At 49.3% G+C, this 14,089-nt stretch carries 12 protein-coding genes; 6 read left to right on the top strand and 6 right to left on the bottom strand.

Features of this window, described 5'->3' with window-relative positions; all coding sequences use genetic code 11:
- The first annotated feature begins 591 nt into the window (after window positions 1–591).
- Entirely contained in the window at window positions 592–2,397 is a 1,806-nt protein-coding gene (locus tag HYD27_RS18835) for an LTA synthase family protein (protein WP_219217722.1), read from the top strand.
- 246 nt (window positions 2,398–2,643) lie between these two features.
- On the opposite strand, the gene HYD27_RS18830 is transcribed toward HYD27_RS18835, so the two are convergent.
- The 4 genes from HYD27_RS18830 to HYD27_RS18815 form a co-directional block, all read right to left on the bottom strand.
- Window positions 2,644–4,086: an MFS transporter gene (locus HYD27_RS18830; protein WP_219217720.1), complete on the bottom strand. Its 1,443-nt coding sequence runs from the start codon at window positions 4,084–4,086 to the stop codon at window positions 2,644–2,646.
- 279 nt (window positions 4,087–4,365) lie between these two features.
- Entirely contained in the window at window positions 4,366–5,352 is a 987-nt protein-coding gene (locus HYD27_RS18825) for an NAD(P)H-dependent flavin oxidoreductase (protein ID WP_219217718.1), read from the bottom strand.
- A gap of 55 nt (window positions 5,353–5,407) precedes the next feature.
- The gene (locus HYD27_RS18820; RefSeq protein ID WP_219217716.1) at window positions 5,408–5,842 is read right to left on the bottom strand and encodes a MarR family winged helix-turn-helix transcriptional regulator; all 435 of its coding nucleotides are present in this window, start codon (window positions 5,840–5,842) and stop codon (window positions 5,408–5,410) included.
- 281 nt (window positions 5,843–6,123) lie between these two features.
- On the bottom strand, window positions 6,124–7,278 hold the full coding sequence (locus HYD27_RS18815; protein ID WP_219217714.1) for an alpha/beta hydrolase: 1,155 nt from the start codon (window positions 7,276–7,278) through the stop codon (window positions 6,124–6,126).
- A gap of 204 nt (window positions 7,279–7,482) precedes the next feature.
- Between HYD27_RS18815 and HYD27_RS18810 the strand changes: the two genes are divergently transcribed.
- The 4 genes from HYD27_RS18810 to HYD27_RS18795 all read left to right on the top strand — a co-directional run bounded on the left by HYD27_RS18810 (window position 7,483) and on the right by HYD27_RS18795 (window position 10,903).
- On the top strand, window positions 7,483–8,151 hold the full coding sequence (locus tag HYD27_RS18810) for a TraX family protein (protein WP_219217712.1): 669 nt from the start codon (window positions 7,483–7,485) through the stop codon (window positions 8,149–8,151).
- 101 nt (window positions 8,152–8,252) lie between these two features.
- Window positions 8,253–9,767, top strand: a complete 1,515-nt coding sequence (locus HYD27_RS18805; protein WP_219217710.1) for a copper amine oxidase N-terminal domain-containing protein — start codon at window positions 8,253–8,255, stop codon at window positions 9,765–9,767.
- Window positions 9,768–10,034: 267 nt separating this feature from the next.
- Window positions 10,035–10,634 (top strand): nitroreductase family protein, encoded by a 600-nt coding sequence (locus tag HYD27_RS18800; protein ID WP_219217707.1) that lies wholly within the window; start codon window positions 10,035–10,037, stop codon window positions 10,632–10,634.
- 74 nt (window positions 10,635–10,708) lie between these two features.
- Complete coding sequence (locus HYD27_RS18795) at window positions 10,709–10,903, top strand: DUF2188 domain-containing protein (protein WP_219217705.1); 195 nt, start codon at window positions 10,709–10,711, stop codon at window positions 10,901–10,903.
- Window positions 10,904–11,000: 97 nt separating this feature from the next.
- Here HYD27_RS18795 and HYD27_RS18790 read toward each other — a convergent pair whose 3' ends face one another.
- Both HYD27_RS18790 and HYD27_RS18785 read right to left on the bottom strand, forming a co-directional pair.
- Window positions 11,001–12,173, bottom strand: a complete 1,173-nt coding sequence (locus HYD27_RS18790) for a peptidylprolyl isomerase (protein ID WP_219217702.1) — start codon at window positions 12,171–12,173, stop codon at window positions 11,001–11,003.
- A gap of 220 nt (window positions 12,174–12,393) precedes the next feature.
- Complete coding sequence (locus tag HYD27_RS18785; protein WP_219217700.1) at window positions 12,394–12,729, bottom strand: LytTR family transcriptional regulator DNA-binding domain-containing protein; 336 nt, start codon at window positions 12,727–12,729, stop codon at window positions 12,394–12,396.
- Between the two features lie 220 nt (window positions 12,730–12,949).
- Between HYD27_RS18785 and HYD27_RS18780 the strand changes: the two genes are divergently transcribed.
- A complete protein-coding gene (locus HYD27_RS18780; protein ID WP_219217698.1) occupies window positions 12,950–14,044 on the top strand; it encodes a lactonase family protein in 1,095 nt (364 codons plus the stop codon).
- Window positions 14,045–14,089 lie beyond the last annotated feature (45 nt).

Raw genomic sequence — 14,089 nt, 5'->3', positions numbered from 1 at the left:
CTGCTCTGCTGGTTTACGTATTGCTGAAGTTCCTGTTCGACCAAGGAAACACGGTGGTTCATTGGAGTGCCCGATTGACGTTTGCCGATTTTGGTCGCTTGTTTAGTTTACAAACCTTACCCGTGGAATGGAGGGTTTATTTAGCAAACGATCTGGTTTTTCCTCATCCATAATTTAGCTAATCAACAGGCCTGTACTTTTTCCCACTAAAATGGCTGCCCTTTTTATTAATGGTTCAAGTTCATCTTAATGTAGGCGTATTCCTCTGCAAGGGTGCGAAACAGAAGAATTAGGTCCCTTTTTCCCGCTAATGCTGGCGAAAAAGGGAATGTGCGGATTAAGATTCCTTTTTCCACTTGGGCGTAGCCGCCGGGTCCCAGCAGGAAGGTCTGGAGGAATCGGGGAGGAAGGGCTTCAGCCGGCCGGGGGAACCGGAGACCCAGGGAACAGCAGGCAGCCTTACACCTGAAATGCAAACAGCTGCGCTGCCCGGTCAAGGACGGCGCAGCCGTTTCTGCTTGATAGTGTTTTAATGCTCCTTTAAGCTAGGAAGCGTATACTGTACGTTTAGTACAGATAGGAGTGAAAGCAATGCGTTATTTTCAGCCTTCCAAAAGATTGGGATTTCTGCTGCTCGGCCTGCTGCTGGGCGGTTTTGTGCTGAACTTTTTTATCCAGGCGGCTTCATTGAATATGAATTTTATCAGCGTGCTTGATTGGATCGGAAAGTCCTGCTGGCTGTATCTGGGCGGAAGCCTGTTATTTTTCTTTGTATTGCTGGCCTTGTCGGCGGTATTGCCCAATATATACATTGGGCCGGCGGTTGGCTTTGTGCTGGTTCTTCTGCTCGGGCTTGCCAACTACAAGAAGCAAGGCACTACCGGAGAACCGCTGTTTCCGTGGGATTTGATGCTGGTGAAGAACGCCGGAGAAATGAGTAAGATCACCAAAGGCATGATTTCCCCCCTTGCGGTGGGACTTGCGGTGCCGGCGGTTGCCGCAGGCGTCTGGCTGCTTCTCAAGCTGCCCAAAATCCGAATCCGGCTGCCGCTGCGGCTGCTGCTTACGGCGGTGTCCGCCGGAATGGTTGCCGGCTTTATTATTATGGTCAGCAGGCAGACCGCATTTGCCTCTTCCTTGAATTATCAGAATATCTTCTGGAACCAGAAGGTGAATTACTCGCAGAATGGTTTTGTGTTTGCCTTTACGGGGAATCTGCGCCAGAAGCTGCTGGAGAAGCCGGAGGGCTACAGCCGGGAGGCCGTAGAAGCTGTTGCTGCAAAATACAGCGCGTTGCCGGATAACAGCTCTGCGCAATCAGCGGCGGAGCAGCCGAATATCTTGTTCATGATGGATGAGGCGTTTTTTGATCCGACGCGTCTGCCCGGCCTCCAGCTCAGCGAGGACCCGCTGAAATTCATTCGTCGGGAGGAAGGCGCCACCCCCGCAGGGTTCCTGCTCTCGCCTGAGTTCGGCGGCAACACGGCCAATGTGGAATTCGAAGCGCTGACGGGCATGTCGATGTATTTTCTGGGGGACGGCTCGATTCCTTACCAGCAGCGGCTTGTCAAGATGTCCTCGCTGCCGTCCATAGTCAGTATTCTGAAGGCGAAAGGCTATCTGACGCTGGCGGTGCATCCGTTCGATGAGACGTTCTATAACCGCAACCGGGTCTATCCGGTGCTTGGATTCGACCGGTTCACGAGCGAGAAGGATCTGCAGGATGCCGAGCGGATTACACCGGACGGCTATATCTCCGACAAAGCCGCCGTGCAGGAGGCGGTTCGTGAACTGAAGGCGGCAGCGGTACCGGTGTTTGTGCATCTGGTAACGATGCAGAACCATTTTCCGTTCACGAAGGGGCTGAATGGTCCCAATACCATTGCCGTGCAAGGCGTTCAGGCTGCCTGGAAGGATGAGCTGGAGACATATGTTCAGAATACGAAGCTGACGGACGAGGCACTGTCTTACCTGCAGCAGGAGCTGAAAACGCTTGAGCGGCCTACGATTGCCGTATTCTGGGGGGATCATCTTCCGGCGCTGTCGGCGGGAATCTATACGGAGGCGGGCTGGGATGAAAACCCGAGGCTGAAGCATGAAACCAAGCTGATGATTCTCGCCAACTTCGATATCGGCAACGAGCCGCTGGGTACAATCAGTCCGGCTTATCTTGGGCCCACCGTGTTTAAGCTGTCGGGTCAAACGCTCCCGCCTTTCTATAAAATGCTGGAGCAGGTTCAGGCACAGCTTCCCGGTCTGAGCAAAAATGTGCTGATCGGCGCTTCCGGCGAGCCGGCAAGTCTCACGTCCGGACAGCAGGAGCTGCTGGCTGACTACCGCATGGTGGAGTACGATTTGCTGGAGGGCGAAGGCTATGCCGAGGGATTAATGTATTGAAATTAACCTCCCGGGGGGATGTTATAAGAATATATTTTCTAGGCGCGGCATGCCTAAACGATATATCGACAAGTCTGCGGGAGGCTTTTTTATGACCAGAGGAATTGCGGTTAGAGATACCACCGGTAAAGAAAAAATAAAGATTATTCTAGCTATGGGTATTCCTGTAAATAGAAAAAAGCCAAGTTTACTGGAAAAGTAAACTCGGCATGGATTTATTCGCATACAATATCAGATCCGAGCTCCTTAATTTTGAGCCTCCCGTTTGTTCTGGATCGTTATCGCCGGATTGCCGCTCTTTCTCTCCATTGAGAAGAAAACTCCAATTATGCAGAGCACGGTAAAGATAATGAAGCCTGTGCGCATCGACAAAATCAACGAAGACACTGGCGCGTCCGCGAAGGCTGTTTTCCCGATGTAGGCAGTCATGATAGACGTCACGATACTTAGGCTTACCGTCTGTCCGAGATTTCGCATTGTTGTCTGTAACGAGGTCGCAGCGGCGTACTCCTGAGGTCCTACGCATGACATAATCGCGTTGGAATTCGGGGATGAGAAGACGCCAAAGCCCATACCGATCACGACCAGTACTGCAATCACATACGCAAGAGGGGTGCTCTCGCTTATGAAACAGAAACCAAGCAGGCCGGCTGCGCAGATCGCCATTCCTGCCGTCGCGACTTTGAACGGCGAAACCCTGTCGGACAGCTTTCCCGCATATGGAGAAATGATGGCTTGAAACAGCGGCTGGCCCAGCATGATCGCACCAGAAATCATTGGATTAAGCCCCTTGACGAGCTGAAGGTATATCGACAGGTAGTAAGTTAAGCCAGCGACAAACGCATAATTCAAAAATGTCGCTATATTTGAAAAAGCATAGTTTTTATTGCTTGCGAGAAGTCTGACGTCGAGGACGGGGTTTTGGCGTTTCAGCTCATGCCTAGCGAATACTACTCCGATCAGTAAGCCTACGGGTATTAAAGCGATTGCCCAGCGATAACCTGCCCACATGGAAAGTCCGATCAAAACAAGCGAGCTGGCAGCGATATACATCAGGTTCCCCGGTACGTCGAAATTTTCACCAGCGGATTTCTTCGAATCATCCGGCAGCTTTAATATAATCAGGATCAGGGAAATAAGACCGATAAGCGTCATCACGATGAAGATCGACCGCCAGCCAAGGTAGTTATTTAAAGCTCCGCCAAGCGTGGAGCCGGCAGAAAGCCCGATATAAGCCGAAGCAATGGCAAGACCCAGCGCCTTTCCTTTCTTGTGAGGCGCACACGTGTCGATCATGATTGCTATGTTCGTGCTGGCGAACATAGCCCCGCCCACGCCCTGTATAATGCGCAGAACGATCAAGACCCATACGGAAGTTGCAAATGCGCAGGCAATCGATGTGGCAGCGAAAATCCCCACGCCGACCGCAAAAATACGCTTTCTCCCAGTAAGATCTGCTATTCTGCCAAAGGGCACGGAAAACACTACATTACTAATCAAAAATCCCGTAATGAGCCATCCCGTAAGCTCGGCGCCGCTTCCAAACTCCGCAGACACTGCAGGAATGGCAAGGTTTATCGCGCTTGCCGCAAAGGGCCCTGCAAAACACGTTATAATTGCGAGAAAAAGCGCCATCCTGGCCGTCCGCTCAGCATTTATCTCTAAATTGATTTTTTGCTTTGGGTCCATCGTAAAATCTCCTCTTTTATCGTAAAATATCTGCAATCGTGATTGAACATGTCTTCTGCGGGAATGTGGAAAAAACTGCTGCAGAATGCTGCCTGCACCGGAGTGGCAATGCGAGATAACAGATCGGAGAAATGCTCAAGGGGATTTTTTAAATTTATTTTTACGCTTTTGAAGGTTATTGATTTTTAACAGCATTTCAAACATTTTCATACTCCTTTTCACTTGTCTAAAGGCCCTCTAATCCATGGCAGTGCTATTGGAAGGCCCAGCTCACATTTCTTAAATATTCAACCCTTTTACCATGTCATCAATAATCGCCTGGCAGGTGCGGATTTCTTTGATCAGGCTAATTGCACTGTTTACACTATTGATACCATTGTCCAGATCACCATCCAGCTGAGCAATTTTGGGTCCCTGAGTACCCTTCATCGTCTTGGCAATTTCCAGAACAGTTTCACCCTGCTTATATTTTTCGTAACATTCAAATGCAAGCTTATGGGGGGTTGCGCGCCAGTAGCCGGGCAGTGCTTTATACAGCAGCAAATCAGTGGATTCAGTATCTATGATATCTTGTTTGCAAGCATCAGATGTCACACATTCTTCAGCTACCATGAATGCTGTACCTACATACGCTCCCTCAGCACCAAGAGCGAGAGCCGCCTTAAATCCCCGGTTATCTACAATCCCGCCAGCTGCCATAATAGGAATGCTTACGCTATCTGCAATGATTGGGACAATACTGAAAGTACCTATGGATTTACTTGGCATACCGCCACCTTCATCGAAACCTGTTGCTACAATGATGTCTACTCCTAATGCTTCAGCCTGTTTCGAGTTTTCTATTGTAGGATTCAGAGCACGATAAATAACAGTTAAACCAAGCTCCTTTAAACGCTTAATCGCTTCAGCATTTATATCACCAACAGCCGCAATATACTCTACCTTTTCTTCGCATACAACCTTGAGAATCACCTCGGAAAATGCATTGGATAATTGAGTTGCCTCATCATTTCCTGCACGAGGTAACATGTAGTTTACAGCAAACGGTTTATCCGTTAATGTACGCGTCTTGCGAATCTGAGCGCGCATACGCTCGCCAGTTTCAACCGGATCGGTGGTAACCGTTGTTTGTCCGGCATTGGCCCCTAATGTTCCCATGCCTCCCGCATTTGATACAGCGGCAACTAACTCAGCTGAGGTAATCCAAGCCATTGGTGCCTGGATAATCGGGTATTGAATGTTTAGGATTTCAGTAATTCTGTTCATTTTATACCTCCTGAAATGAATGAAATTGAAATGGCTTTGGCCAACAGATGATCAACTATTTGATATTGGAAATATTAGTAGATACTCTTTCCACAATATCAAAGAACATATTGATTTCATCTTCGGTCAGATTGTTTTTGAATTGTTCTTCAACATAAGCAAGCTTAGAAATAATCTGCTTGTGAATACCAAGAGCTTTATCCGTCAAAACAATTTTTTTCAGTCTTGCATCACCGGGAACTGTTTCACGCCTAATCAGGTCCTTTTTCTCCATTGATTGCAGGATGCCAGTAGCAGTAGAGCGCCGGATGTTAAATTCAATTTCCACATCCTTTTGAAACACATCGGCATGTGCTGATTCTATCTGTATAAAATCAATCACATGTCCTTGTAATCCAGTAATCGTTTTGGGTACTGCAGAATCAATACTGCGCACGATCTGAATGGAAAGCATCCGGATTGCAAGCCCTATTGATTTATTGTGCTTCATCAATATCCCCTCCATGTGTTAGGTAGCTAACAAAAAATATAATACAGGATATATTTTCTGTCAAGCCGTTGTTCCATCAAGACTGTATGTTCACCCCGTTTTTACTCCAAAGAAGGCACAGTCAAATTCCATGGCCCTTGTTAAAGCTCTCCATGCCTGCAGCGGCTGAACGGTGATTATGCGGCTCGGTCAGGTGCTGTACTTTGGACTTAACGTGCGGACCGCAGTCCGCTAAAAGGATAAAAAAAAGAATTCCAATTAATGGAATTCTCCAGGCAATGTCACTGACGGATGGAGCCTCTTCTCACCAGCTTTACCTCTTCAGGCAGAACCTCACGGTCTACAGCCTTGGACTCCTCACCCCGCAAATATTTATTAAAGAAATCAAGCAGAAGCAGGTTTAAAAGATCTTCCATCCGGCCGGGATCGATGCTTCCAAGCATAGCCTGTTCCATTTCTTGCCCCTGGTACTCCCCTTTGGCAATATAGTTCTCCGCCAAAATCTCGTTATAGTCCGCAAAGTTTGCATGGGTGCTGTTTCTGAAGGTAGCCAGATACGCATCGCCTTCAGCATTGGCATAAGGGAAATCGAGGAACAGGCCCGCATCATTCTGCAGCAGCAGGACAGGCTTGTGCAAGGGCTTCTGCCAGTTCGTATTGTAGTAGAACCCGTCCAGATTGGCACCGGCTTGGATCAAGTCGGAAGCCTGGGTCAAACCCAAAGCGGTTGAGCCGCCGAAGGACATGCCGAATGCGCCGATTTTGCCGGTATCGATATGCTGCGCCAGCAGCCTGCCGTCCTTGCCCGGATCATGCAGAAGCCTGTCCAGGGCGGCCAGGCTGTCTTCAATCCATCTGGCACTTTGAGCAGTCAAGCCGGGTTGAAGCTCGATCATTTGATGATAGAAGCAGCGATACTCCGCGAGGCTTGCCGACCTGCCATCACCGGCCAGCCATGCGGCATACTCGGGGAAACGTTCCATTCCTTTGGCATCCGCCTGATAATCCTTCATCAATTGCTCCATATCCGGCTTCAGAATTTCTCCGCCCGGCAGCTCATATGAGCCTTCCCCCTGATGTCCAATGCACAGTACAATGTACCCGTGGGAAGCAAGCTCTTCCAGTTGAACGGTGTTCGCCTCATGAAAGAGGCCGAAGCCGTGGCTGAACAGCAGCAGAGGATGTTTGCCTTCAGCGACAGGTGCATCCAGCCAGGTATTGGATACAATGGTCCCGGTACCCGGATGGACCTCTTCATGTGCATAGTCCTTCTGCCTGGCCCCTCCGGTTTGTCCGGCGGGATACAGGCAAAGGCAGGGAAGGAGGCGTGTGCCGGAATCCGCCTGGGCCGGCTGGTATTCATAGCAAAGCAGTGTGCCTCCGACAAGGCTGGGACCGCTTGGTTTTCTAAGCGTATAGTTTTGTTTGAAGTTCATCATGTGCTCCTTTCAGATTCGGAAGAGGTATGGGCCAGTTCAATAAAAATAATCCTTCTTTAGAAAAATACTTACGCCTCTGCTATAATTTCCATGCAAGCCACTCTGAATCTGCTGCACAGGCCAGGCTGCTCTCCATCCGTGAGACATGCCTGAAAACAGAATCTCTGCTATAGTAATTAATCATACAACAGGAGGACAGAGATGCAAATTATCGCGATGCTCACCATGCTGATTGACCATATCGGCTACATTTTTTTCCCGGGGGAGATGGCCTGGAGGTATGTGGGAAGAATTGCTTTTCCAATATACTGCTACGCGCTGGTTCAGGGGCATATACATACATCATCGAGACCCCGCTATTTGCGGCGTCTGCTGTGGATTGCGCTGTTATCCCAGATCCCCTATAATTTGGCGCTCGATCCGGGCGGATGGAATGTGGTGTTCACCCTGCTCCTGTCTGCGGCGGTGCTGTATATTCTGGATAAGCTGCCCAATTCTTGGTATGGCGTACCGGTAGTCATCCTTGCTTTTGTTGTCATGGACCGGCTTCCGCTGGACTACAACGCTTATGGTCTGCTGCTGGTGCTGATTTTCCGCTACCTGCGTTCGTACTGGCTTATTCTGGCCCACTTCCTGCTGAATGGCATCTATCTGTTCTATTATGGCTGGCTGGTGCAAATGCTGAGTATCGTGCCTACCATTCTCATTGCGGTGACTCCGGGCTTCTGGAGGCCTCTGGAGAAAAGACGGCTGCCGCGCTGGGTCTGGTGGTCCTTTTATCCGGCACATTTGGCGGTGTTGGCCTTGATAAAGATTCTGTTTTTCCAGGAATGGGTATCTATAGAATGGCGGAGTCTGTTTTCTTTGTAGTTCTGCATACTGCGGCCATTATACTGCACCATTTGCCTCCGATCCTCCCTCTTTAGAGTTGATGGATAAAGCTTGCAAAATAAATCTAGAGGAGACATGCTATGAAGAAAATGAAAGCAAGAACCAAGTGGCTGCTGCCGATTCTCGCATTGCTGCTGATTCTGGCAGGCTGCCAGACGGTTGCGGGATTCGACGTCAACAAGGCGCTTTTGGGAGATTCGGATGTGAAATCTTCCGAGTCCAGCATGACCCTTTCAGTGAATGCTGTACCTGCGGCCGGAATTAGTCCGGATCAGGAATTGGTTGATCTCATCAACTCCTTCTCCCTGAGCATCGGCAGCACGAAGCTTCAGGACAATGGAAACGTTTCCGCAACGGGCGTTGTAGGCTATAAGCAATTATCCATTCCTTTTACATTCTATATGGATACAACTGCCGTTGTCTTTACCGCAGAAGGTGCAAAGCAGCCGTTCTACTACCCGGTTTCAGGGTATGAGGAGTCGCTTGGCATTGTAGGATTAGATCAAAACAAGACACAGGAGATCTACAAGCTTCTGTCCCAGCTCGTAGTGAAGAATCTGCCGAATCCCGGCGCGATCAGCGTGGCTTCCGTCAATAAATCAGTGTATGGCGAGCAGCTGAACCTGACCAAGCTACATACGGAGATTACAGGCGACGAACTGCCGGCGCTGGTAAAGAGCTTCCTGAAATCCATCTCCAAGGACACCGGAGGCTTCACTGCCTTCCTAAGCGGTCTATACGATTATTTGTATCCGCTCCTGGAAGCGAATGGTCTCGGTGCAAACGAACTCAGCGATTTGGGACTGGGTGAGATTCCGCTGGAAGACAAGGAAGGGGTAGTGACGGTAGCGCATGATGCAGCCAAATTGGCTGTAGATGCACTTCTGCTTGTCTACGATAAGCAGCTGGATAAACTATACGAGACCACGCCTGAACTGAAAACCATCCTCAGCAAAGATACCAGGCTGAATGTCGATCTGTTCGTGGACAGCGGGTTCCATGTACGGAAGCAGAATATCGATCTGAATGTTGCATTGCCGGCCAGCGAAGAGCTGCCGCTTCAGAGCATCTCGCTGAAGCTGGAGACGGAGACCTGGAATGTGAACGGTCCGGTGACCGCTGATCCGATCAGCACGGAAGGAGCGCTTGATTTGTCCTCGGCGCAGCTTACACCGGGCGAGACACTCAGAAGCTTCGAACAGGGTTCCGATATTTACAGCCTGCTTAAGAATGATATCGGCATTACGGCCAAGTCCCTGATGATTGCACCGGATGATGATTACTATTATCCGATTGTTGACGGGGGCACCACCTATGTGCCGCTGCGGTATCTGGCTGAAGATCTGGATGCTGCAGTCGGGTGGGATGGCGCTAACCGCGCCATTACAGTGACCGATGATGTATACGGCGACCAGCTGGTATTCAAAATCGGTTCTGATCAGGCCCTGATCAACGGCACCGCAGTGAAGCTTGCACAGCCTGTATTCGTGGACGAATACGGCGATGCTTATGTGCCGCTTCGCGTGCTGGCAGAAGCGCTGCATGCCACGGTTGAAAAAGACGAGTATGGCTACATCTACATTGACCGGCCTTAATCAAATTGCCAAAAAGCCGGAGCCTCTTCCATAAGAGGCTCCGGCTTTTTGGCAATTTATTTGAAAATACAGTTACTGTTTCTTAGTCGCCCAATCTGATTATAGAAAATAGTGGAAGGCGCATAAATATGCTCAAGCGCAGCGACAATAAGGATTGGCATAAAAACAGGAAAAAGGAAAAATTTATGCATGCGTGTTGTTTTTTTGGAAGTAAAGTGTTAGGATTTTAAAAAAGTAAGTTACTAAATAAATGGAGGTAGTTATTTTATGTCTAACAACTTTTTTGACGCGGTAAAAGGCAGACGTTCCGTATATGCAATCAGCAAAGAATCCCCGATTTCCGATGCGCAGATTAGGGAGATTGTAGAAGCGGCAGTCCTGCATAGCCCAACTTCCTTCAACTCCCAAAGCTCCAGAACGGTAGTCCTGCTGGGAGATAAACACGACAAGGTATGGGATATTACGGCAGATACCCTCCGCAAGATTGTACCAACTGAACAATTTGAGGGCACTGCACAGAAATTGTCCTCGTTCAAGGCCGGATACGGCACTGTATTGTTCTTCGAAGATCAGGCAGTCGTGAAGCATCTGCAAGAGAACTTTGCGCTGTATGCCGAAAACTTCCCGGTTTGGTCGAATCAATCCTCAGGTATTCTGCAGTTCGTTGTATGGACTGCTTTTGCCGAAGCGGGACTTGGCGCTTCGCTGCAGCATTACAACCCGCTGATTGATGATGAAGTGAAGGCAGCCTTCGATATTCCGGAAGATTGGAAGCTGATCGCCCAGTTGCCTTTCGGCAAAACCGTTACCGCTCCGGGTGAAAAAGAATTCCAGCCGATCGAAGAACGCGTAAAGGTGATCAAGTAAGCCATTTCTGAAATGTTTAAAACCTCCCCGATCAGGCTAATGATATCTATAGCCCAATCAAGGAGGTTTTCGTTATGCCCTGGAGCAAAGATGATTATCCGGATTCTCTGAAGAACTTTATGGCCCCGGTGCGCAATAAAGCAATTGAGATCGCCAATGCCCTCTTGGACGAAGGATATGAGGAGGGAAGGGCAATCTCCATTGCCACGGCGCAGGCCAAAGAGTGGGGAGAGAATCATGACAAGCAGATCCGCAAAAAAAACCATTAGCGCAACCGCGCAGACGAGGCATGGAGTATAAAAGAGGACAGGCGGAGTGAACGCCTGTCCTCTTTGGGCTTGGCTGGATGCCTCAGTGGCTGCCGTATTATTCTGTAGCCGTGCTGGCCTCAGGAGATGCGGATGCATCCGGTGTATCCGTAAGCGAATTCGTGATCTTCGCGCTCGCGGTCAGCTCCTGCAGCCAGGTCGATGACATTTCGGATACCTTTTGGGCCTTCAGGGTTTTGGTGATTTCTTCTTTTTTCTCGTCAAGAGTATATTCGTGGGCTTCCTTGCGGTCGGTAACCTTAATAATATGGTAGCCGTAATCCGTTTTGACAGCACCGCTGGTTTCGCCAACCTTCAGCTTGAAGGCTGCATCGGAGAATTCAGCGACCATATCGCCTTTTTTGAAGAAATCAAGGTCTCCGCCGTTATCCTTGGAGCCGGTGTCAGTAGATTTTTCTTGCGCCAGCGTGGCGAAATCTGCCCCGTCCGCCAATTGCTTCACAATCGCGTCGGCTTCTTCTTGGGTTTCGACAAGAATATGGGAAGCACGGACTTCTTCTTCCTGGTTGAAGGAAGCTTTGTTGTCCTCGTAGTATTGGGAAATATCGTCTTCGGTTACAGTAACTTTGGGCTCAACCAGCTTGCGGATTTCAACCTGCAGCGGCATTTGCTTCTTCAGGTCATCCAGCGTCATCGAGCTTTGCTGCAAAGCGCTGTTCAAAGCGTCTTCACCGCCGAACTGGGTCTTCAAATCTTCAATCTCAGCGTCGATGTCGGCATCGGTTACCGTAATATTGGCTTTTTTGGCCTCTTGGTCAACAAGTGTAGTAGTGATCAGGTTTTGCAGGGTGGCTTCACCGCCGGCTTCAACCAGCTTATCGTATAGCTGAGCTTTGGTAATATCGGTTCCGTTAACGGATGCAACGGCTACATTGCTGTCATCCTTTTGGAAAGGCTGTACAATCAAAACAACGATAAGTGCCGCAGCGAGGACGATTGAAGCGATCATCCAGCCCCGTCCTCCCTTGGACGATGGGGTGGAAGGAGGAGTTCCGTCTCCAACCTTGTTCATAACCGGAACATTGGCAGCGCTGTCAGGTGTATCATTCTCTTCAAATACTTCTGCGGCTTCCTGTGCGGTTTCTGGTTCCAATTCAGGAGCAGCTGCGGATTCCTCCAGAGCTCCTTCATTGATATCGGAAGTGATGTTTTCTTCCGGTGTTTCCTGGTTGTCCAGATGTTCATTTTCATTGAAATCTTTTTTGTCCATTATAATTAATGACTCCCTTCAATATAGGTGTTGCCTGTCTTTCTACAACTTTACCAGAAATCAGGATTCCAAACCTTAAGAAAGTATAAAAAAGCCGATTTTCTTTTTAAGTTTCTCTTAAGATACAAGGAAAAAGCCGGAGCGGCATGGGTTGACCATGCCGCTCCGGCTCTGGGAGACAGTCCGTAACACTCCCGGACAGGCGGATATATGTATCCGCCTAAGAGCTGAGACTTCTCAGCAGATGGCGTATGCTTTCCTGTTTCCGTCTGGGCACGCGGACAGTCTTGGCATACAGGCCCATTTCACCGAAATAAATGGAATCGTCTTCAATGGAGCTGATCTTGTGAAGGTTGACATAACAACCCCCATACACATGATAATAATTGGGGTTTGATAACAGACGGTTAAGCTGCTCGGCAGTCATTCTCTTTTTAATGTTGTAGTTCCTGCCGTGAAAAATGACCAAATCATGGTCCCCGACCTTAAAGAACAGAATGTCTGTCTCCACCTCGAAGTCCTCATACACATTTCTGGCTTCCAGCAGGCTGCTCATTCATGTTCCCCCTTTATACGAAATTAAAACTTGGTGTTAGCGCTTTCATTATAACATGCTGATTTGCCCTTGAGAAGCCTTATTTTTAAAATGTTTCTTGTCATTTTTATCGTCCGATTTGTCATAGACGCTGAAAAAATGTAAATTATATAGATGGCCGGTTGAAATCGGACCGGATAAGACTGCAAGAAGGATGAACCATTGGAGGAGGATGACCGAGATGAAAGAGAATACCCGGCTGCTGCTGTTTACCGGTTCCTACGCAAGCGCTGAGGAGAGCGGGGTCCAGGTGTTTGAACTGAATGGAGAAGCCGGAGGCACGCTTACTCTTCTGGATAAGGTGCAGGGCATTACAAACCCGACCTTTGTCAGTGTAGATGCCTCCGGAGGGCGGCTGTATGCCATTGGAGAGAAGACTAACGGGGAGGGGGTCAAGGAGGGCGAGGTGGTTTCTTTTGCCATAGATCCGCAAGGAGGCAGGCTTACGGAACTTAACCGTATTTTGACCATGCCTGCCTCTCGCACTGCTCAAACCACAACTTGCCATATTTCAAGAGATCCTCAAAATGAATATATTATCGTATGCAGCTATCATGGAGGCCAGGTGGGACTGGTATCCATGGATCAGGAGGGCCTGCCGGTCCGTTTGGAGGATACGGCTGTACATACGGGACAGGACAAGCCTCATCCGCATTCTGCAATTTTCAGTCCGGACGGGAAATTCCTGTTCGTCTCCGATTTGGGCCTGGATCTGATCCGTACCTACCGGATCAACCGCGATACGAAGAAGCTTGAAGCAAAGGATGATACCTTGCTGCACAAAGGCGCCGGTCCGCGTCATTTCGTGTTCCATCCGGATGGGAAGTCGGCTTATGTTATCAATGAATTGGACAGCACAGTTACCTCATTCCTCTATGACAGCGAACAAGGGACGCTCCGGACGGCAGCAACCATATCCACACTGCCTGAAGACTACCCGTCTGCAAACAACGCCTGTGCGGAAATCGCCTTGTCTGCAGACGGTTTATATTTGTACGGCTCGAACCGCGGACATGACAGTATCGTGGTGTATGCTGTTGATCCTGCAACCGCCGGACTCACACTGGTGGAGCATGTCTCCACCAGGGGCGGGCATCCCCGCCATTTTGCTCTGACGCCGGATGGCGCATACCTGGTGGCAGCGAACCGCGACGGCAACAATCTGGTCGTATTCAGTGTCGACAACAACAGCGGGCGGCTCAGCTTCACAGGCAATACCGCGGAGTTGTCCAAACCGGTTTGTGTCCAACCTGCATATTTTCCGGCGACTGTATAGCCTTCCGAAGCGCTCTGCCCTGTGACAAATACAAGGATGATGGAA

It is taken from the genome of Paenibacillus sp. S150, assembly GCF_019352175.1.
In the GTDB taxonomy this organism is placed as follows: domain Bacteria; phylum Bacillota; class Bacilli; order Paenibacillales; family Paenibacillaceae; genus Paenibacillus_AQ.
The sequence above is the reverse complement of the archived record's forward strand: the minus strand, read 5'-3'. Positions and strand labels throughout refer to the sequence as shown.